Source organism: Alcaligenes phenolicus, assembly GCF_032063905.1.
GTDB classification, from domain to species: Bacteria; Pseudomonadota; Gammaproteobacteria; order Burkholderiales; family Burkholderiaceae_B; genus Alcaligenes; species Alcaligenes phenolicus.
Window position 1 is genome coordinate 177,050 of the sequence record NZ_DAMBOE010000005.1, and the last position, 20,803, is coordinate 197,852.

Annotated in this window: 19 protein-coding genes; 4 read left to right on the forward strand and 15 right to left on the reverse strand. The window is 58.2% G+C overall.

The window, feature by feature from the left end:
- The 5 genes from U2949_RS12210 to U2949_RS12230 form a co-directional block, all read right to left on the reverse strand.
- The coding region (locus tag U2949_RS12210) for a hypothetical protein (protein WP_321288002.1) at positions 1 to 198 on the reverse strand (198 nt) is incomplete at its 3' end.
- 122 nt (positions 199 to 320) lie between these two features.
- Positions 321 to 962, reverse strand: a complete 642-nt coding sequence (locus tag U2949_RS12215) for a thiol:disulfide interchange protein DsbA/DsbL (protein ID WP_086061244.1) — start codon at positions 960 to 962, stop codon at positions 321 to 323.
- 89 nt (positions 963 to 1,051) lie between these two features.
- Positions 1,052 to 1,795, reverse strand: a complete 744-nt coding sequence (locus U2949_RS12220; RefSeq protein ID WP_257723369.1) for an SPOR domain-containing protein — start codon at positions 1,793 to 1,795, stop codon at positions 1,052 to 1,054.
- A 14-nt stretch (positions 1,796 to 1,809) separates the two neighbouring features.
- Entirely contained in the window at positions 1,810 to 3,495 is a 1,686-nt protein-coding gene (gene argS / locus U2949_RS12225) for an arginine--tRNA ligase (RefSeq protein ID WP_153228728.1), read from the reverse strand.
- 121 nt (positions 3,496 to 3,616) lie between these two features.
- On the reverse strand, positions 3,617 to 7,378 hold the full coding sequence (locus U2949_RS12230; protein ID WP_321288007.1) for a phospholipase effector Tle1 domain-containing protein: 3,762 nt from the start codon (positions 7,376 to 7,378) through the stop codon (positions 3,617 to 3,619).
- Between the two features lie 97 nt (positions 7,379 to 7,475).
- On the opposite strand from U2949_RS12230, the gene U2949_RS12235 reads away from it, so the two are divergent.
- From U2949_RS12235 to U2949_RS12245, 3 genes are all read left to right on the forward strand, one after another.
- Entirely contained in the window at positions 7,476 to 7,823 is a 348-nt protein-coding gene (locus tag U2949_RS12235; RefSeq protein WP_026483854.1) for a DUF1840 domain-containing protein, read from the forward strand.
- Positions 7,824 to 7,909: 86 nt separating this feature from the next.
- Complete coding sequence (locus U2949_RS12240) at positions 7,910 to 8,230, forward strand: hypothetical protein (protein WP_009463574.1); 321 nt, start codon at positions 7,910 to 7,912, stop codon at positions 8,228 to 8,230.
- A 134-nt stretch (positions 8,231 to 8,364) separates the two neighbouring features.
- Positions 8,365 to 9,129 carry a YwqG family protein gene (locus U2949_RS12245; protein WP_321288009.1) on the forward strand — a complete coding sequence of 255 codons (765 nt, stop codon included), beginning with the start codon at positions 8,365 to 8,367 and terminating at the stop codon, positions 9,127 to 9,129.
- Positions 9,130 to 9,502: 373 nt separating this feature from the next.
- Here the strand turns inward: U2949_RS12245 and leuA are convergent, their stop codons facing one another.
- The 3 genes from leuA to U2949_RS12260 form a co-directional block, all read right to left on the reverse strand.
- Positions 9,503 to 11,197: a 2-isopropylmalate synthase gene (gene leuA, locus U2949_RS12250; protein WP_026483852.1), complete on the reverse strand. Its 1,695-nt coding sequence runs from the start codon at positions 11,195 to 11,197 to the stop codon at positions 9,503 to 9,505.
- A gap of 138 nt (positions 11,198 to 11,335) precedes the next feature.
- The gene (locus tag U2949_RS12255; RefSeq protein ID WP_155624357.1) at positions 11,336 to 11,488 is read right to left on the reverse strand and encodes a hypothetical protein; all 153 of its coding nucleotides are present in this window, start codon (positions 11,486 to 11,488) and stop codon (positions 11,336 to 11,338) included.
- A 39-nt stretch (positions 11,489 to 11,527) separates the two neighbouring features.
- Positions 11,528 to 12,082 (reverse strand): hypothetical protein, encoded by a 555-nt coding sequence (locus U2949_RS12260; RefSeq protein WP_009460264.1) that lies wholly within the window; start codon positions 12,080 to 12,082, stop codon positions 11,528 to 11,530.
- A gap of 16 nt (positions 12,083 to 12,098) precedes the next feature.
- On the opposite strand from U2949_RS12260, the gene rpoN reads away from it, so the two are divergent.
- The gene (gene rpoN, locus U2949_RS12265) at positions 12,099 to 13,484 is read left to right on the forward strand and encodes an RNA polymerase factor sigma-54 (RefSeq protein WP_321288015.1); all 1,386 of its coding nucleotides are present in this window, start codon (positions 12,099 to 12,101) and stop codon (positions 13,482 to 13,484) included.
- A gap of 147 nt (positions 13,485 to 13,631) precedes the next feature.
- Here rpoN and leuD read toward each other — a convergent pair whose 3' ends face one another.
- The 7 genes from leuD to U2949_RS12300 all read right to left on the reverse strand — a co-directional run bounded on the left by leuD (position 13,632) and on the right by U2949_RS12300 (position 20,796).
- Positions 13,632 to 14,270 (reverse strand): 3-isopropylmalate dehydratase small subunit, encoded by a 639-nt coding sequence (gene leuD / locus U2949_RS12270; RefSeq protein WP_321288017.1) that lies wholly within the window; start codon positions 14,268 to 14,270, stop codon positions 13,632 to 13,634.
- Positions 14,267 to 15,679, reverse strand: coding sequence for a 3-isopropylmalate dehydratase large subunit (leuC, locus tag U2949_RS12275; RefSeq protein WP_321288019.1), 1,413 nt, complete (start codon positions 15,677 to 15,679; stop codon positions 14,267 to 14,269). Before leuC ends, leuD begins: the two co-directional genes overlap by 4 nt.
- A complete protein-coding gene (locus tag U2949_RS12280; protein ID WP_321288021.1) occupies positions 15,676 to 16,581 on the reverse strand; it encodes a hydroxymethylglutaryl-CoA lyase in 906 nt (301 codons plus the stop codon). The genes leuC and U2949_RS12280 overlap by 4 nt, the downstream gene beginning before the upstream one ends.
- Positions 16,578 to 17,789 carry a CaiB/BaiF CoA transferase family protein gene (locus tag U2949_RS12285; RefSeq protein WP_026483847.1) on the reverse strand — a complete coding sequence of 404 codons (1,212 nt, stop codon included), beginning with the start codon at positions 17,787 to 17,789 and terminating at the stop codon, positions 16,578 to 16,580. Before U2949_RS12285 ends, U2949_RS12280 begins: the two co-directional genes overlap by 4 nt.
- Positions 17,790 to 17,917: 128 nt before the next feature.
- Positions 17,918 to 19,216 carry a TRAP transporter large permease gene (locus tag U2949_RS12290; protein WP_026483846.1) on the reverse strand — a complete coding sequence of 433 codons (1,299 nt, stop codon included), beginning with the start codon at positions 19,214 to 19,216 and terminating at the stop codon, positions 17,918 to 17,920.
- A gap of 1 nt (position 19,217) precedes the next feature.
- On the reverse strand, positions 19,218 to 19,736 hold the full coding sequence (locus tag U2949_RS12295; RefSeq protein WP_026483845.1) for a TRAP transporter small permease: 519 nt from the start codon (positions 19,734 to 19,736) through the stop codon (positions 19,218 to 19,220).
- A 58-nt stretch (positions 19,737 to 19,794) separates the two neighbouring features.
- Positions 19,795 to 20,796, reverse strand: coding sequence for a TRAP transporter substrate-binding protein (locus U2949_RS12300; RefSeq protein WP_009460256.1), 1,002 nt, complete (start codon positions 20,794 to 20,796; stop codon positions 19,795 to 19,797).
- Positions 20,797 to 20,803: the final 7 nt, after the last annotated feature.

Consider the following 20,803-nt stretch of genomic DNA (forward strand, 5'->3'; position numbering starts at 1 on the left):
AGCAACAGCAACAGCAACAGCAACAGCAACAGCAACAGCAACAGCAACAGCAACAGCAACAACTGCTGCTGCAATAGCAGTCGCACTAGCACTAGCAATAGTTGTAGCCGTCCTAGCAGCAAGGATGCGCTCCACTGTTGCTTTCAGTGCTACGACCAACGTTGACGCAGGAACCATCGTTTTCTGATGGTTTGTCATACCGAATGGCAGCCATCGTCAGCCCGTACCAAACAACCAGCCCGGAAACACCAAGGGCCCTCAAAACCGGAGCGAATCCAGTCTTGAGGGCCCTTGGCTGTATGGTTCAGCCAGATCGCTGATTAGCCATTGGTGACCATTTTCAGCAGCTCTTGAGCCTTGGTGATGCTTTCGTCGTAGCCATTGGCCAGTGCAGGCGAAGTCACAAACTTGCCACCCACGGCCAGGCTGGGTGTGCCCTGGATCTGGTAGGTGTTGGACAGTTCGTTGGCTTTATTGGCCTTGGTCTGTACGCCAAAAGAGTTGAAGGTCTGCTCGAAGCGGGCCTTGTCCACGCCTTGCTGGGCTGCCCAGGCCGTGATGGTCTTGGCATCAAAAATGCGCTCACGTTTCTGGTGAATGGCTTCAAACACCTTGGGATGCAGGTCCAGACGGTCCATGGCTTCCAGGGTGTAGTACAGCTTTTGCAGATCGGTCATGCCGGCATTGAAGGCAACAGGCACACGGCGCAGCACGACATTGTCTGGCAGGCTCTTGGCCCAGGCTTCGACCTTGGGTTCCAGAATGGCGCAGTGTGGGCAGCTGTAGGAGAAGAACTCCAGCACTTCGGTTTTACCGACGCTGTCCGAGGGCTGAGCCGCAGGCAGGGTAACGTAGCCTTGGTCGGCTTGTTGAGCCAGCGCGCTGGTGGCGGGCAACAAGGTCGCCCCAGCCAACAGACTGGCACCGACCAGGGATCGTACAAACAATGCGTTCAGCTTCATGAATCAATTTCCTTAATGGGGAAGATGAGGTCTATGACCTGTGCAATGGCGGAAAAGTTCACCTTGGGGCTGCCTTGGGCACAAATTGCTTAGGGTCGTACCACCGAAGTATCAATTTTTTCCTCGGCCAGACGGCTGCGTGCCCGGTTCATTTCGTCTATGCCCTTGAAGGGACCCATACGTACCCGGTTCACGGTACCGCCATTGACCTGAGCACTTTGCACCGAGGCATCAAAGCCCAACATCAACAAGCGCGCTTTCATGGCTTCAGCGTCTGCATTGTTGCGGAAGGCACCTGCTTGCAGGTAGTAAGGGGTAGAAGTGGTGGCTGGCTTGGTCGCTGGCGGGGGCGCAGCAGGAGCCGGTGTGGCTGGTTTGCTGGTGGCCGGTGTCGGGGTGTTGGGAGCGGCAGGCGCTGTGGCCGGAGGCGTTACCGCAGGAGCGGTATTGCGAGACTCTGGCTGGCGAGCTGGTTCCGTACCCATGGCGGGCAAGGTGGCGATCAGATCACCCAAGGCGTCCGGTGCAGCAGGCTTGGACGGGATGCTGGGCAAATTCACGGGGGGCAAGGTCAAACCGGGAATGGTGTCGCCCGGCGGAGGAGTTTGTCCACTGGAGCTGCCATACAGGTCCCGGTTCGGGTCCAGCAAGTCTCGCCCTTCAGGCAAGGCAACGGTCGGTTTGTCCCGGCTGGCCTTGTCCACAAAGGGCATGGGCACTTTGGTGACAAACAGGGCAACGGCGACTGCCGCGCCCAGACCCAGAATCAGGCCAATCAGAATGCCGGTATAGGTACCGCCGGAACTACTGGATTTTTTACGTGCTCTTGCCATATCTGCCTATGGGTTTACATACGTTCGGGTGCGGACACACCCAGCAGGTTCAGACCATTGCGAATGACTTGAGCGCAGGCCTGGGCCAGACGCAGACGGGCCAGACGCAAGGCGGTGTCGTCTACCGACACGCGCTCGGCGTTGTACCAGGAGTGGAAGTCCGCAGCGCAGTCGCGCAGCCAGAAGGCAATGTGGTGAGGAGCCAATTCGCGAGCGGATTGGGCCAGCACATCGGGGTATTCGGACAGACGCTGCATCAGGGCGATTTCGGTGGGGGCGGTCAAAGGCGTGATGTCGGCCTGAGGCACCTGATCCAGCAGTTCTGCAGACTGGTTCAACATGGAGTTGATACGGGCATGAGCGTACTGGATGTAGTAAACCGGGTTTTCTTCGCTCTTGGACAGGGCCAGATCGATATCGAATACGAATTCGGAGTCGGCACGACGCTGGATCAGGAAGAAGCGCACGGCGTCCTGGCCTACCCATTCGATCAGGTCACGCAAGGTGACGTAGCTGCCTGCGCGCTTGGAAATTTTCACTTCCTGGCCATTGCGCATGACTTTGACCATCTTGTGCAGGATGTAGGCCGGAAATTCCTTGGGAATACCCAGACCCAGACCTTGCAGGCCAGCGCGTACACGGGCGATGGTGCCGTGGTGGTCGGAGCCTTGAATATTGATAGCGTGGTGGAAACCGCGTTCCCACTTGGCCACGTGGTAGGCCACGTCCGGCACGAAGTAGGTGTAACCGCCTTCGGATTTGCGCATTACGCGGTCTTTGTCGTCGCCTGTGCCCAGTTCGGTGGTGCGCAGCCACAGTGCGCCGTCCAGCTCGTAGGTGTGACCGGCGTCGATCAGGGCCTGCACGGTTTTTTCAACCTTGCCGGAGGTGTACAGCGAGCTTTCCAGGTAGAAGTTGTCGAACTTCAGGCCGAAAGCCTGCAAGTCCAGATCCTGTTCGCGGCGCAGGTAGGCCACGGCAAAGCGGCGGATGTCTTCCAGATTGTCCAGATCACCACTGGCGGTGACGGAGGCGCCATCGGCAGCCTGAACGGTTGCACCGGCCTGGTAGTCGCGGGCGATATCCAGAATGTAGTCGCCTTTGTAGCCGTCAGCGGGGAATTGCTCGCTGTCGGGCTCGATGCCACGGGCACGGGCATGCACGCTGGTGGTCAGGTTGTCGATCTGGTTACCGGCGTCGTTGTAGTAAAACTCGCGGGTAACGTCGTAGCCTTGCGAGCTGAACACGCGGCACAGGGAGTCGCCCAGCGCGGCCTGGCGGGCGTGGCCTACGTGCAAGGGGCCGGTCGGGTTGGCCGACACGAACTCCACCATCAGCTTTTCCTGGGTAGGAGCGACGTGGCCGAAGTTCTCGCCCTGCTCGGCAATGGTCTTCAGGACAGCCTGATGCGTGGCGGTGGACAGACGGAAGTTGATAAAGCCCGGGCCTGCAATTTCCGCGCCTGCCAGCAAAGCGGCGGCATTCGGATCGGCCAACAGGGTATCGACGATTTGCTGAGCCAGCTCGCGCGGGTTGCGACCGGCTGGTTTGGCCAATTGCATGGCAATATTGCAGGCGGCATCACCGTGCGCAGCCACTTTGGGGCGCTCCAGCGTGATGTTGGGTTCAGCCTGGGGCAAGATGGCACGGACGGCAGCCTGGAGGCAGGCGATTAATTGAGATTGTTGCTCAGCAAGCATAGGAAAGGTCTGGATTGGTAGAAAGACAACTGCGGCGTGTGGAACACGCCCCAGATGGAAGGCGCGACATTGGCCCGCCGGATAGCCCCACATGATAGCGTGATTTGACGCCAAATTCTTTTCAAGAAGCCTGGCGCTCCCATCCCAGGTGGTTATGTAACCACGTATCGTAAGCGTCCATGTCTACCCAACCCACTTGATTTCCGGGACGGATGCGCCAGCTGTTATGGCGTTTGATCACGGATTCCATGGATTGTTGGGTAGCCTGCCCCAGACGTGGATGCAGGTCTTGATACATCAGGTTTCGACCCGCTCCGTGATAGTCCACACCTCGCAAACTGCCTTTAGTCAGTCGCAGCCCAGGCAGGCGCATGTCCAGTAATACGGGGTGAAGGACGCTAAGGTCTGTGTGCGCCAGTTCCGCCAGCGTCAGACCCGTCGCCCTGGCCTGCCAGTGCATCCAGGCCAGCGCTACCTTATCCAGATCGCTGATGGTTTCTTCGTTTTCATCAGGCAGCACACCGCCGCCAATTTGGCTGTGTGCGCCGATAAAAGGCATTTCCACGGTGTTCATGGCTTCTGCCAGGGCGCTTAAAGGGAAGTAGGCGCGGTGTTCATGCAGGGCGACGGCATGAGCAACCCAGCTCCAGGCGTCAGACACGCCCAGGCGGTATCGGGAGTTGCTGCCGCCTCCCAGCCCGAACTGGGCCACGGTGTCGAACAGCCCTAAAAAACGGGGCGTGATGCAGGCACGGATGGCGCCGCGCTGCGGATCATTCAGCACAAACCAGCCCTGCTGCACGTGGTCCAGAATTCGATTGGAAAAGTCTCGAGCCAGTGCCGCTCCCCGAGAGAAACCCAGCAAGTCCACGGGTACAGCGCTAGGAGCCGGGCCTTGTTCCTGCATGCGATTCAGAAAATTGTTCCATTGCGACTCTAGAATCTGCCCTGCTCGCCAAGCAGTCAGTGCATCCCAGTTAAGGGTGACTGGATCACCCGGCCCTGCGGCGTAATGCACCGCCCCATCCTGATACAACTGCGACAGTTTCCACACATTGCTATTGGTAATAGGAGCTTGTCGAGTGCCATCAAAGGCGAACAGGAGCAGGCCGGTGGGGTCAATATGACGCAAAGGCTGTTGCTGTGCGTAACCCACGGCCTGGGTTTGTGGCCAGGGCCCCAACGGATCCACTTCCAGATACTGTCCGTGATCGGGTAGATAGGTACGCAAGAGATTGTCGTGCCAGCCGGTAGCCGATTCCGCGTACTGCCCCGGCAGACGTAGATTGAATTCCAGGGTTTCAAGCAAAGGCTCGGCCCGTCCTAAAGGGTTCAGGTCGGCAGCCCAAACCGGCTGGGTTTGCTGATCGCTAATCAGCCGCACAGCTCCCATCAAATCACTATGCAGGTAATACAACTGCCCTTGTCCGTCTGGCTGATAAACAATCATGCCTATTGGGGTCAGCCCGGCATACAGATAGCGCCGGGAAATGAGCTTGCCGGGTGTAGCTGGTAAATCCAGTTCAGCCATTAATTGCTGGCCGTGAAAGAAGAAGGCACGCTCCTGATTGCCTTGCTTGCGCCAGATGCGTTGGCCAAAGGCATCGTGCCGGTATTCGACCAGTGTGGAGCTTGCTGTTTGCACACGCTTCAAGCGGCGGTTAGGGCCGTAGTCCAGATTCAGGTTTCCGACGGCTTTCGCCGTGCCGGAGGAAGAACGCTGAATGGAGGCGACTGGCTTCGGGTGGCGTGCAGCTAGTTCACCGTTGTGGCTCCAGGCCAGCCACTGTTCGGGTTCTGTCTTGTCTTGGCGGAAAGCGATTAGCCGGCTTTGGGCGTCGTAGTGCAAGAGCCAATGACGGGTTTGCTGTAGCCGCGGGTAATCATGACGATCCTCCAGCACCCTGCCTTGGTCATCCAGACGGCGGGCTTGTGTCCAGACAGGTTTGCCATCCGGCTGCAAAAGCATCAAATCCACCGCTTGCCCGGTGCTGTTCGCATGGCTGATCAGTTGCAGGCCATTGCCCCAGGCATAGCCCACCTCTTGTGCGTGGATCACGGTCTGGCTTTGCCCGGTTTGCTTGATCCACTCCAGAGACAGCAATCGTCCGCTTTTGTCCCAGTGATAGCGTAGCTGGCCACCTTCCGGCAGGGTGTGCCGCGTCAGCTTGCGCTGCTCGTCGTACTCAAAGCGCTCGGTCCAGTGTTGGCCGGGACTATGGCGGCGTTCCAAGCGGCGCTCTTGTAGTAAACCGGCCCGCAGTTTGAGCCATTGCGTTTCTGTGGGATGACGAATGCGCAGCGCGCCAGGCCCGAGCCAGTCCAGCTCACTGCGTTCAGTGTCCTGACCTTGTTGATGTTCCAGACTGCTCAGGCGTCCCTGTTGGTCGTACTGAATTTGGAGCGCGCCTCCTTCGGCATATTCGAGGTGCGTCAGTTTGCCATTCGGGTTCCAGCGCCGTGTTTCGCTTCCATGCTGGCTGGTAGCCCAGCTTTGCAAGCGCCCTTTTTCATCCAGCTCCAAACGTAATGCTCCCCAGCCGCCCTGCCTTTTCTCCAGTCGAGAGAGCGTTCCATTTGCCCGGCGTTGCGCTGTCCAAGGTCCGGCCTGCAACCAGCGCCCTTGTGGGTCATATTGCCATTCCGTGCTGTGGGCCGGGCAGTCCCTACACAAGCGGCTTTCCAGTTTTTGTAGCCGCTGCTGGCCTTGATAGTCTCGGTAATGGAAGCGATGTCGCTCCGTACCTATGGACCATTCACTCAGACCTGGCTCATAGCGTGCCGTCCAGTCTTGATTGAAGGCGTGGGAGATCAAACGATTGACTCGGCCTTGGGCGTCGTACTCCCATTGTTGGATTGGCTGAGGGGCTTGCCCCGGTGCTTGCAGGCTGCTGCCACCCAAACGGTGCAACCAAGGTGCGGGGGCTGGATGATAGAGGCGTTGCATGCCGTCCGGACGGCTGACGCTGGCCAGCCAGATTTGTTGATCCTGCTGTTCCAGAAGCACGCGAAACGGCCCGGCCGGGGTTTTAATATTGATAGCCGTAGCCGTAGCCGTAGCCGTAGCCGTAGCCGTAGCCGTAGCCGTAGCCGTAGCCGCCCCCGTCGTCGCTGCTGCTACCGCGGCCGTTCCCGCTGCCCTTACCGCCCTTGTGACATGGGTTAGGGAACTGGTTTGGGTTTGGGAGTGAACCTGTCTTGAAGCCTGAGCCTGAGTTTGGTTTTGTCCTGGTTCTTGGCCCTGCTCCGGCCCTGGTAGCGACACCGACTCCTGCGTTTGGCTTTCCCAGTCAAACACCAGCGCTTGGCCCAAATGATTACGGACAGTGTTAACTGCATACGCCTGCGGATGCGTGCCCGCAAAACGTTCTATATCCAGCCACTGCTGGGTAGATATACGCACATGGATTAACCAGCCCTGCTCATCAAACCGCAGAATCAAACCATTCGGCCCTTGCCAGAACCAGCCCGAACTTTGCCGCTGTGCAGGTGGGTACAAGCGCGTTTGTCTTCCATCCGGCATGAACAAGGCATGGCCTTGCTGCCGCAATTGCAGGTCGTAACTCAAGGCCCAGCCAGTTTGCCCAAGTGTCGGAGTGGGGTCTCGCCCCTGCCCATTCCAATGACGCTGCAATTGCAGCAAAGGCCAGGCCTGGCTTAGCGGCAGATCCGTATCGCTTTGGTATTTTTGTCCGCTGAGCAAATCCACTGGATTGAGCAAACCCATATCCGTCGCAGGCTCGGCCTGTTCTCCCAAGGCGGCCGCAGGTGCGCAGCGGGTGGAAGACGGAGGCAATGGGCATTCGAGCGAGCTTTGTGACCAGGCCAGGGACGGCAAGGTGGTCAAGAGCAAGATTAACCATGACAGAAACGCGGCAGGCATGAAGGACTCTCCAAGACGGGGAAAATCCTGCTATCTTGCAGGGGTGTGTATCCTGAAAGTCGAATCGGAAACACAAAGATCCATAAGGAGAAACCGTATGCTAGTCGTCTTTAAAAGCAAAGCCGCCGCCGATGTTCTGATGTTCTCTGAACATGCCATGCCTATTCTCCGGGCCGCGGGGCGTTCCTATCCTGATGGTTTGCCCGAGCGTGGCGTGTTCACGGCAGAGCAACTGTCCGAAGCTATTGGCAATATTGAGCGAGCGATCGGGCAGGACCGGGAAAACAAGCATTCGCCCCACGAGGACGAAGACGATGAAAAGGAACACCCGATGTCGCAGGCCGTGAGTTTCAGCCAACGCGCCTATCCTTTGCTGGATATGTTGCGTCAGGCGAATAACACTGGCGTGCCGGTGATGTGGGAACCGGCAGATAGCTCCTGGTAGTCCCTGGAATGTCGGCCTGCCGACAATTTGGCAGGCCTTCTTTGCTTAAGCTCCAAAGTTGATCTATTTTTTTTCGGAGATCGTCTATGAGCGCTATGGTGCTTGTGATCTTTAGTCCTCGCCAGCACATAGAGCTGGTCACTCCTATACAAACCATTGATGCGGACAGCGGCAAGCAATCGCGTGACTGGTTTGATCGCACCTGGCAAGAGCTTGGCTGTGAACCCCTGCGGGCCAGCGGCAAAGTGCTGTTGCTGGACAAGATTATGGGCGTGGCCGATGCCCTGGGTTACACGCTGCTGTCGCAAGACGATGAGCGCGCCCAGGAATTTGCACGCCATTGCTTGCAAGCGGTGGGCTCCATGCAAGTTACCGTGGATTTGCCGGGTTTGGCGGTCACGTACTGATCTGCGGCAAGGCAAACGAAAACCGGCTCTTGGGCCGGTTTTTTTCCTTCTGATTCTTCGGCAAGGGTTGCCGTGTGTGCTGTGACACCCTTATCCTTGCCTGCACCATCTTCAACTTCTTCCTTCCCAGCGCCATGGATCTGAACACGCTAGAAAAGTACCTTGATGCCTCACCTGTGCTGCAAGCGCATAAACAGTATTTCCTGGACCTGGCGCAATCGGCGGTTGCCATCCGTTTGGGGAAAGGCCAGGGTCAGCCTTTGCAAAGCCGCTTTGGTGGCCAACCTATGGTTCCTCCAGGCTTTACTTGGCCCGAGCATCCGGACGGTGAATATTTATTTGTCGGCCAGATCAATTTTGCGGAGCTTCCGGAAGGACCGGATCGCCCAGCGGACTTGCCCACGGGCGGGCTGCTGTCGCTGTTTTACGGTATGGATCAGGAAGACGTCATTTTCTGGCGCGACGAGGACTATCTGAAGGCTTTTTACTGGCCGGAAACCACTGACTTTCAAGAACTTCAGGCCCCTCATGATTGGGGTACAGCAAGTCGGGAAGTGCTGTTCGAAAACTGCATTGATATTCCTCGCCATGAAGAGCTGCGCAAGGATTGGCCAGTGGATATGGACGAGCTGTATGGCTGGTTTGAGGAGCTGGAAGAAAGCGGCGATTTGCCGCGCGACTATCTGCTGGGTCGCCCCTCTTGGGACAGCCTGGGCTATGACCCTACGCCGACGCAGGACGACTATCCCAGTCAGTCGCCATGGCGTTCACTGCTGACCCTGCAGTCCCATGATGAGTTGAACTGGTGCTGGCAGGATGGTGCCCGCTTGATGGCCTTTATTGAAGAGGACAAGCTGCGCGCCAAGGACTTCAGCCGTCTTCAAGTGGATTGCGGCTAAATAGCGGGCAAGCGCCGTGTGGTGAGATTGGCCGTTTAGAGGCATATTGGCACAGCCATTTGTACTGTGCCGCGAGCATTGGCTTTACGCTCTGGTGCCGAACAGCCGAACAGCCGAACAGCCGAATAGCTGAGCCAACTGGGCCAGTCAAACTGACCAGGTCTGGTCAGGTCCGGTCCGACCTGGCCGAGTCCGGTTTATCTACGGGGTGGGGCCACAATCTAATGGCCCGCCCACGAAAAACCCGCCTTGTGGGCGGGTTGCGGACAGAGCGACGATAAGCCGGGCTGCGAAAGCGGGTCAGGCGCGGTTATGGTGAACCGGGCGGGCGCTTGGGTGGGATCACCACCCAAGTCGCGACATGAAGACGGTATTAAGCCGTGGTGGCCTCGGCTTCTTGCTGGGCGATGGTGTGGCGGTTAACCGCACTCAAGATCGCCAGGAAGGAAGAAGTCACGATGTCGGCGTGGATGCCCACACCAAAGCCCGATGGGCTGTCACCGATACGCATTTCCACGTAAGCGGCAGCGCGGGTTTCAGCACCGGAACCGATGGCGTGCTCGTTGTAGTCCATGATCTTGATGGACAGATCCAGGGCATTCACAAAGGCAGAGATCGCGCCTTCGCCCGAGCCCTTCAAGGTGCGAACCTGGCCGTCGTGCTCCACATCCACTTCAATCGTGAATTGCTGGCCGCTGTCGGCGTGAGGCTGGCTGATGATGTTGTGCTTGAGCAGCCTGTAGTGCTTCTTGCAGTTCAGGTATTCAGATTCGAAAATGCCGTACACATCTGCAGGCGTCACTTCCTTGCCGGAAGAGTCGGTCACGCGCTGAATGGCGCGGCTGAATTCGATTTGCATGCGGCGTGGCAATACCAGACCGTGCTCTTGTTCCAGCAAGTAGGACACACCACCCTTGCCCGACTGGCTGTTGACGCGGATCACCGCATCGTAGCTGCGGCCCAGATCGGCCGGGTCGATAGGCAGGTAAGGGACTTCCCAGATTTCGTCGGCTTTTTGTTGAGCCAAACCTTTCTTGATGGCGTCCTGGTGGGAGCCGGAGAAGGCGGTAAAGACCAGGTCGCCTGCGTAAGGGTGGCGTGGGTGCACGGGCAACTGGTTGCAGTACTCGGCGGTGCGACGCACTTCGTCGATGTCCGAGAAGTCCAGTTCAGGGTCCACGCCCTGGGTGTACAAGTTCAGGGCCAAGGTCACCAGGCAAACGTTGCCGGTGCGCTCGCCGCTACCGAACAAGCAGCCTTCGATACGGTCCGCGCCAGCCATCACAGCCAGTTCAGCGGCAGCGACCGCAGTGCCACGGTCGTTGTGCGGGTGCACGCTCAAGGTGACGTTGTTGCGCTGTTCCAGATTGTTGTGCATCCATTCGATCTGGTCGGCGTACATATTGGGTGTGGTGGCCTCAATCGTAGCGGGCAAGTTCAGGATGACACGTTCGTCAGCGGCTGGGCCCCAGGCTTTCACGACGGCGTTGCACACCTCCAGAGCAAATTCGGGCTCGGTAGTGCTGAACACTTCGGGGGAGTATTCGTAACCCCATTGGGTTTGCGGATACTTGGCCACTTCGTTCTTGACCAGGCGTGTACCGGTCAAGGCAATTTCCTTGATCTCGTCCTTGCTCAAGTTGAAAACAATCTTGCGAAAGGCGGGTGCACAAGCGTTGTACAAGTGAATGATGGCGCGTTTGGCACCGGCAGCCGCTTCAGCCGTGCGTTTGATCAGGTCTTCACGCGACTGCGTCAAGACGATGATGGTGACATCTTCAGGAATGCGGTTTTCGTCGATCAGCTTGCGAACGAAATCGAAGTCGGTCTGCGATGCGGAAGGGAAACCGACCTCGATTTCCTTGAAACCGATTTTGACGAGTTGCTCGAAAAAGCGCAGTTTGCGAGCCACGTTCATGGGCTCGATCAGGGATTGGTTGCCGTCACGCAAGTCTGTGCTCATCCAGATGGGCGCTTTGGTAATGCGCTTGGAAGGCCAGGTGCGTTCAGCGAAGTCGCGATCAAAGGCGACAAAAGGACGATACTTTTGAGAGGGGGTTTTCAGCATTGCCATGGGGATACCTGTCGGACAAAAAGTGTTGATTACTTCTTGCCGTCACCAGCGATTGCAGCATTTACGTAGGCCGGTGGCGGCACAAATGACGTAGATGTGGCTGAGTATTGGCTGCCGAACTGCCACGGGACACTAGGCCCGGCAACCGGACGCTAGTAGTAGCAGCTGGGATAGGCTGGAGGCAGGGGCCGAAGAACGGCCTTCACGCACGGAACGCGACAAGGCTGCTTCAGCGGCGGGGCTGAAACCTTGGCATGCGTAGGAGAATTGGCGTGCGTGAGTCATGACCGTAAGTCAAACACAAAAAAAACAGGAAGGCAAGCTTTAGGCTTGTGGCTCGTGGCGTTCGTAGTCGGCTTGCAGCAGGCGGCTTTGCTGCTCGGCCAGTTCGATTTTGCTAAAACGTCCGGAGCGCAACTCGCTATGGGCTCGTTGTAAATCGCCCACAGTCAACGGGCTGCGCTGGTCGGGCCAGCACCACAAAATCACTTCACGGGCCGGACGGCTGAGCGATCGGGCCAGTTGAGCCACCGTGGACTCGTCGATAATGCGTTGCTGGTTGCGTCGCATGACCCCTTGTACGAAGCCATACAAAAGATAGGCAATAATGAGGGTTATGACGCCCACTACCGTCCACCAGAAAAACGGGTTGTATTGCTTGATCAGCGCCAGGTTTTGAATGCTCAAGGCCTGCAGGCCGGAGTAATCCAGGCCACGCCCAAAGCTGATAAGACGGTTGAGCAGGTCCCACCAGATAATGGCGACCACGATAGTGACTACGGTGCAGATAATAGTGGCCGTGGCGCACAGCTTGAACAGTGTGCTGCGCAGAGCCTGACTATCGTTGGCGGTGGGTGTCTGGGCGTTGTCAGTTTTCATGGAAACGATTGTACCTATGCTTACGCGTCAGTCACTAGATTTACGCCAGCAGCAAACGCTGGTTTTGACGCCGCAATTGCAACAGTCTATTAAAGTGTTGCAGCTATCGGGGGCCGAGCTGGAGCAGGAGTTGGCTCAAGCTTTGCTGGATAACCCCTTGCTGGAACGTCTGGACGTGCAGACGGATGTCGCCGCCGAGCCATTGCCCGAAGCCGCTTCGGGCGAGGCGGAATCCTCGTGGGCGAGCCTTGAGTTTCCCAAACATCAGGGGGATTCGGACGACCCTGACTGGACCCCTGAATCGGCCATTGCCCAGGACCTGGCTGCTTATTTAAGCGAGCAGCTGGGACTGTTGCGTTTGAGCGACCGTGACCGCGCTTTGGCTCAGTTATTGATCGATGAACTGGACGATAACGGCTACCTGCCCGTCTCGCTGGAAGAGGTGCTGGACTGCCTGCCCGACGAGCTGGATATTGATGAAAGTGACTTGCGCTGTGCGCTGGCCCAGGTGCAGTCTCTGGACCCGGCCGGTGTCGGTGCGCGGGATCTGGCCGAGTGCCTGGACTTGCAGCTGATGCAACAGGCTCAGCAGTTGGAACCGGCCTTGCTCGATTGCGCCCGCTATCTGGTGCGCGAGCATGTCGGCATTCTGGCCTCTCCCAGTCAGTTGCGTCAGCGCTGTGCCGGCCGCTATTCGGCCGAGCTGGTCGAGCGCGCCCATCATCTGGTCTTGAAGCTGGACCCCAAACCGGGGCGGGCCTGGACACAGAACGTCTCGGCCTATGTGGTGCCGGATGTGTTGCTGATTCGTGGCAAGGAGAGTTGGCAGGCGGCCTTGAATCCCCTGGCTGTGCCGCGCCTGCAATTGGTGAATCTGCACGATTACGAAATTGAAGCGCACCCTGCCTTGCTGGCAGAGCGCCAAAAAGCGACCGGCTTGCTGCGCAGCGTTAACAGCCGTTTCGTGACGATTTTGCGGGTGGCTCAAGCGATTGTGCAGATGCAGCAGGACTTCTTCACGCAAGGTGTGTCGGCGCTCAAACCCATGCAATTGGCCGATCTGGCAGCCGAGCTGGATTTGCACGAGTCCACGATTTCTCGTGCAACGCGGCAAAAGTACATGCAAACACCGCATGGGGTGATGGAGCTTAAACAGTTCTTTACCGTGGCCTTGGCCAGTGCTGATGGCAAGGCTGATCTGTCGGCGGCTTCGGTACGGGCACAGATCGCACAGATGATTCGTGACGAGTCGCCAGCCAAGCCTTTGTCGGATCAGCAGATTACCGATCTCTTGCAGGCTCAGGGCCTGACTTTGGCACGCCGTACGGTGGCTAAATATCGGGAAGCGGAAGGTTTGGCGCCGGCATCCCAGCGCAAGATGCGGGCAGCGGCTGGGGTCTAGGAAAACGGGCTACAGCAGGTTAAAGGTTCCTGGTGAGCCTGGCCGAGCAACTCGCAGCCTTGGACGTCAAAACAATAAACAAACAGGGCCTGCGCGCACATATGAACAGGCCCTGTAAAAGCCCTCCTTTGCAGCCATCTGCTCCGCTCAATTAAATAGCCAAGGCTCCTGCTTCTTGCGCTGCTGTTCGTAAGCCCGAATAGTTTCCAGCTTTTGCTCCGTCACGCTGACGTCATCCAGCGCTAGCAGCAAACGGCGTCGGCGTTCCGGTTCTATCTGGAAGTGAATGTGCTGATCAGGGCCGATCAACATGCCCGCCTCCAGATCGACCGTCCATTCAGCCCAGGGATGATTGGTGGCGGTGACAAACAGGGCATCTACCTGGTCGGTGTTGAGTTGTAATGGCAGCAGGCCGTTTTTAAAGCAGTTATTGCGAAAGATGTCTGCAAATGAAGTGGCGATCAGCACCGATATACCCAAATCCTTCAGTGCCCAAACTGCGTGTTCGCGGCTGGACCCGCAGCCAAAGTTCTCGCGTCCCAGCAGAATCCGGGCTCCTTGTGCATGCGGTTGATGAAGGCAAAAACTGTTGATGGGTTCACGCTCGTCCAGTGGTTTGCCGGGGTAGCCAATGTCCGCGTACCGCCAGTTGTCGAAGGCATATTGACCAAAGCCAGTGCGCGACAAGGATGTCATGTACTGCTTGGGCAAGATCGCGTCGGTGTCTACATTAGCGCGGTCCAGCGCAATCAGGCGCGAGCGCACGGAAGTAAAAGGTGTGTTCATGCGGCGTCCCAGTTGCGGATATCGACAAGATGGCCCGCAATTGCAGCGGCAGCAGCCATGGCGGGGCTCATCAGGTGTGTACGCCCCAAGGCACCCTGCCTGCCTTCGAAATTACGGTTGGAGGTGGAGGCGCAGCGCTCGCCCGGACTCAGGCGGTCTTCGTTCATGCCCAGGCACATGGAGCAGCCCGGTTCGCGCCATTCAAAGCCAGCTTGCGTGAAGATCTGGTCCAGGCCTTCCTGCTCGGCCTGACGGCGTACCAGACCCGAGCCGGGTACGACCAAAGCTTGCAGCACTGTGCTAGCTACGCGTTTGCCTTTGACCATGGCAGCGGCGCTGCGCAGGTCCTCAATACGCGCATTGGTACAGGAACCGATGAACACCCGGTCTATGGTGATGCCTGCCAGCGGCTGGCCAGCCTGCAAAGCCATATAGTTCAAGGCGCGTTGGGCATCAGCTTGTTTGCCGGTGGCAGCGGCTAATGGATCAGGTACCAGCTGGTCGATGGCTGACGCCATATCGGGAGACGTGCCCCAGGTAACCGTGGGGGCAACCTGCGTGGCGTCGATCAGCAAGTGCTGATCGTATTGGCAGCCGTCATCGCTGACCAGTGTGCGCCAGTACTGTTCCGCCTTGTCCCATGCTTCACCCTTAGGTGCCAAAGGTCGGCCGCGCACATAGTCCAGGGTCTTGTCGTCCACAGCGACCAGGCCAATACGGGCACCGGCTTCGATCGCCATATTGCACAAGGTCATACGCCCTTCCATGGACAAGGCACGGATGGCAGGGCCAGTAAATTCGATGGCACAGTCCCGCCCGCCATCCGCACCCATGCGGGCAATGATGTGCAGGATCAGATCCTTGGCGGTGCTGGTGGCAGGCAATTCGCCTTGCACATCGACCTGCAGGCTGCGCATGCGTTTTGCAACCAAACATTGTGTGGCCAGAACATGCTCCACTTCGGAGGTGCCGATGCCAAAGGCCAAGGCGGCAAACGCGCCATGCGTGCTGGTATGGGAATCTCCCGCCACGATGCTGGAGCCGGGCAAGGTCATGCCCTGCTCGGGTCCGATCACGTGGATGATGCCCTGGCGCTCGTCATCCAGGCCAAAGTAGCGCAGGCCAAACTCCCGGCTATTGATCTCCATCTGGTCGATCTGTGCCTGCGCCAACGGATCTTCCAGACGCTGATTGCGGCGGCGCGTGGGCACGTTGTGGTCCACCGTGCTCAGCGCAGTTTCCGGGCGACGCACTTGGCGTCTGGCCAAGCGCAAGCTCTCGAAGGCTTGCGGACTGGTGACTTCGTACAACAACTGGCGGTCTATGTAGATCAGATCATGCTCATCGTCTACCGTCGCAACGCGATGTGCATCCCAGAGCTTTTGAAAAAGGGTGCGGGCCGTTCTCATGGTTGGCACACCTTCAAGGCGTAGGCTGGCCCGGCTTTGTGCAGGCGACTTTGAATGGGCTCTTGCGTCAGGGCTGCGATTTCTTCGGCCAAGGGCTGGAGCGCTTCCAGACTCAAGCCTGTTTCCACACCGCTGATCTGGAACATATGGGCCAGATCTTCCAGGCTGGCATTGCCGCTGGCACCGGGGGCGTAAGGGCAACCGCCCAAACCGGCCAAGGCTGCGTCAAACCGACGCCCTCCTTCGCGATACGCGGCCCAGGCATTGGCCAGGGCCAGCCCGCGGGTGTCATGGAAATGGCCGGTGACGCCTTGTTCACCATACAAGCTCAAGGCAGCCTGAGTCAGGCGTTCTACATCCACGGGTGAACCCATGCCGGTGGTATCGCACAGGCTGACGGAGCTGGCTCCCATGTGCTGCACTTGCTGCATCAGTGCAATCACGTGCGCGGGGGCGACGGAGCCGGTAAAGGGGCAGCCAAAAGCGGTGGACAGGGACACGTTCACAGGCGTTTTGCCCGCCGCTTCCAGCACCTGCTCCAGCTGGGCCAGCGATTGCGCAATGTTCATGCGCAGATTGGCCTGGTTATGCGCTTCAGAGGCCGAAAATACAAAGTTCAGCTCGTCCATATGGGCTGCTAAAGCACGCTGTGCACCGCGCAGATTGGGGACCAGTGCGGTGTAGCAAACCTGAGGGTCGCGCGCGGTCAGGCTAGCCAGCTCGTCGGCATCCGCCAGGGATAGAATGGCTTTGGGCGAGGTAAAGGACGTCAGTTCTATCTTGCGCACGCCGCATCGAGGCAGTGCTTGCGCGATACGCAGCTTGTCCGGCGTAGGTACCCAGCGTGGCACGATTTGCAGGCCGTCACGCAAGGTGACGTCGGTGATCAAGACGGTACTCATTCCACGATTCCTTGTTCGCGCAGGGCTTGGCGGCGCTCCGGGCTCATGCCCAGTTCTTGCAGGATGCTGTCTGTGTGTTCGCCCAACTCCGGCCCCAACCATTGGGTGGCACCGGGGCTGCGGCTTAGCTTGGGCACGATGCCGGGTATGGTCAGTTCCTGGCCGTCTTCCAGTGTGTGTTTCTCCAGCATGCCGCGGGCCTGGTAATGCGGGTCATCAAGAATGTCGGCGGCGGTGTAGATGCTGCCGCTGGGGACTTCCGCCTGATCCAGCACGCTCAACACCTCTTCCAGGCTGCGGGCCCCTGTCCAGTCGCCAATCGTCTGGTCCAGCATGACGCTGTGTTCCACCCGTCCGGCGTTGTCGGATAAGCGTGGGTCGTTGGCCAGATCAGGACGGTTCATGGCCTGCATCAGACGGATGAAAATCGCGTCACTATTGGCGGCAATCACTACCCATTTGCCGTCGCCGGTGGGATAGGTGTTGGAGGGGGCGATGCCGGGCAGGCTGGCCCCGGTACGTTCGCGCTGATGACCGTTCAGTTGATAGTCTGGAATCAGGCTTTCCATGATGGCAAAGACAGATTCATACAAGGCCACATCAATCATCTGCCCCTGCCCGCCTTCCTGACGTAGATGGTGCATGGCCAGCAGCGCGCCAATCGTGCCGTACAGCGAAGCCAGCGTATCGCCCAGGCTGACACCGGCCCGTACGGGGGGGCGATCCGGATAGCCGGTGCCATAACGCAGGCCACCCATACATTCCGCGATGGCGGCAAAGCCGGGGCGACGGTGATAGGGGCCGTCCTGTCCATAGCCAGAGACGCGCACCATGATCAGGCGCGGGTTCAGTGCGTGCAGTGTTTCCCAGCCCAGGCCCCAGCGTTCCAGCACGCCGGGGCGGAAATTTTCAATGACGATATCGCTTTGCAGGGCCAGTTCACGAGCAATCTCCTGGCCTTCGGGCTGGCGTAGATCCAGCGCAATGGAGCGCTTGTTGCGACTTTGTACGCGCCACCACAGGGAGGTGTCCTTGTGCAACTGCCGCCAGCGGCGTAGCGGGTCGCCCTTGCCAGGCGGTTCGATCTTGATGACATCGGCCCCGAATTGGGCCAGCAGGCTACCGGCATAGGGGCCGGCAATCAATGAACCCAGCTCCAGGACTTTGATGCCTTTGAGCGGGGGTTCGGTAAAGCTGTTCTTATCCATTTCTGTTTCCTCCAGCTATGGATTCTGGAATAGAAAAAGAAAGTGGAAAAGCAATCAAATATTATGCTGCCATCGTAAAAAACGTGGATGGAAAATTAAAAAAACCCGCATGAAGCGGGTTTTGTTTTTTAAAGCGTTCTGGGTAGCCAAAGAATAATTTCGGGGAAGACTGTCAAAATAACAATCGCCAAAATTTCCAGTGCCACAAAGGGCAGAGCCCCGCGTGTAATCTGCTGTAGCGATATTTGTGGGGCAATGCCCTTGATTACATACAGGTTCAAACCCACCGGCGGCGTAATGACGGCCATTTCGCAGGCGATAATCATCACAATGCCAAACCATAATGGATCGTAGCCCAGCGCCACAATAACGGGAAGTAAAACAGGTGTGGTGATCAGGATAAGGGAAACAATATCCAGGAACATGCCCACGGCGATCAGGAACAGCAGCACGAACAGGAGAATGACCCAGGCTGGCTGAGACGATGCCGTAATCAGGGCCACCAGCTTTTGCGGAATCATCAAGCGGGTCATGATGTAGCCAAACAGCAGCGCTGCGGCCAGAATCAGCAAAATCATGCCACTGGTGACGGCGGTGGAGCGCAGAATCTGCAAGGCCGTGCGCCAGTTCATTTCCTTGTAGGCAATGGCAATGATGAACGCACCTGCAGCACCAATACCGGCAGCTTCTGTCGGAGTAGCAATACCCAGATAGATTGTGCCCAGCACCAGCAGAATCAGCAAGGAAGCGGCCCAGATGTCTTTCAGGGCGGCCAGTTTCTGTGCCCAGGTAACGACTTCCGAATTGCGCGGTGCGGACTCTGGTTTGAATATCGCAACCAGAGCTACATAGATCACCATCATGACGGTGACCATCAAGGCGGGTAGCAAGGCACCAATGAACAGCTTGCCGATGGATTGGTCAGCCATTTCGCCATACAGCACAAAGCCAATGCTGGGTGGAATCAGCAAAGCCAGGGCACCGGCCGCAGCAATCGTGCCGCCAGACAGGCTGGGCGAGTAACCACGTTTGAGCATTTCTGGAATGGCAAAGCGACCAATCGTGGCGGCACCCGCCACGCTGACCCCGCTCATGGCACCGAAAACGGCCGAGCTGCCCACACTGGCTACAGCCAAACCACCGGGCAGGCGGTTCAGCCACAGATAGAACAGCTGATACAGCTTGCCGCCAATACTGGTGCGGGCAATGACCTCACCCATCAGAATGAACAGCGGAATGGCGATCAGGGAATAGCTGGCCATGCCTCGGTGCAAGGTGGCGGGAATGACGTCCAGGCCGCCCAGGCCGGATTTCATCAGAATGCCGGAAATACTGGCGACACCCAGTGCGGCAAAAATGGGGGTGCCGATAACCATCAGGATGGCAAAGCAGGCCATCATCAGGCTGAAAATGAGCATGGAATCCATGTCAGAACTCCTTGATGCTGTCGTTGGATTCCACACTGTTCGGGATGAACAGCTGGCGCAGGGTAGCCAGGCCCAGCAAGGTGCCACCCAATGGGATCATGCCGTAGGCAATCCACAGGGGGAAACGCAGCATGGAGGCCGAGCGGTAGTTACGGGCAATCGCGGTTTCCACCACGGAAATACCGGCCCACAACAGCACCAGGCAGAAGAACAAGATGCACAGCTGCGAAATGCAGGTGGCCAGGCGCTGGCCGCGTGGCGAGAAGCGCATGTGGAAGGCTTCGACACTGACGTGGCGGTTTTCCAGGTGAACCCAGCCGATGGATAGCCAGGAGCAGACCAGCAGCAAGTACACGCACACTTCGGTGATGTAGATGCTGGGACTGTTAAAGACGTAGCGCGCAATGACGCCGTAGGTGCAGGCAATCATCAGGGCGGCCAGTGCAACTTCGGCCACCAGAATGGCGAGCCGGTTGCTACCGCGCGCAAATGCGCCCAGAAAATGAATAAGTGGATTCATGGTGTCTCCACACGAGGGATGCGCGCCGGTTGGTGGTCCGGCGCGCAGTCACGCGTGATCAGGGCTGGCGGGTTTTCTCGATCAGTTCCAGATAGGCGGGACCGTTCTCAACCTGCTTGCTCCATTCATCAATGGCGGCTTGGGTTTGCTGACGCATTTCGGCCAGTTGAGCGGGCTCAACACGGTTGATGGTCACACCGGCTTGCTCGTAGCGTTGCAGGGCCTGGCCTACAAAGGCGTTTACGCGCTCAAACTGTTCTTCGTCGCGCTGGTGGGCGGCCTTGCTGATGATCTCTTGCAGATCAGGGGGCAGGGATTCCCACTTCTTGCGGTTGATGGTCAGCACGGACACATCGATACCGAAGTTGGCGATGGACAGGTATTTGGCCACCTCGTACAGGTTGCGGCCGATGCCGGTCAGCAATGGACGTGGGGTGGCGTCGATCACGCCACGGTCAAAGGCCAGGTACAGCTCGGAAGACGGCATGCCAGTAGGCGAGCCCCCCAGCAGTTGCAGGGCGCGTGCGTCCATGGAACTGGTCGATGCCCAGACTTTGCCCTTGATGTCAGCGGCGGAGTTGATGGGGGCCTTGCGGCTGTAGAACTCGTACGGATCCCAAGGGGCCAGGCCCAGTACCACGGCATCGTGGGTGTCGCGCAGTTCCTGCTCGGCACCCAGCTTGAACAGGCCTTGATCCAGAGCACGCTTCAGGTGAGCCGTGCTGTCAAACAGGAATGGCAAGGTAAAGATGTTCAGCGCTGGCACGGTGCCGCTGGGATAAGTGCTGGTCATGTTCACGATGTCCACGTCACCGCGCGACAAGGCTGGCAGCTCCTCGTAGCCATCGAACAACTGACCGGAATGGAACACGTTGATCTTGATGCGACCCTGGCTTTCTTTTTCCACGGTCTGAACGAAGTTCTCGATGGGTTTCCAGGCGTATTCGTAGGCCGGAGGCAAATAGGTTGAGAAAGTCAGCTCAACTTCTTGGGCTTGGGCGGGCGAGATGCCCAGCGCCAGGGTGCAGGCGGCCATCGCCGCTGTCAGGGCTTTTTTCATGAGAGTC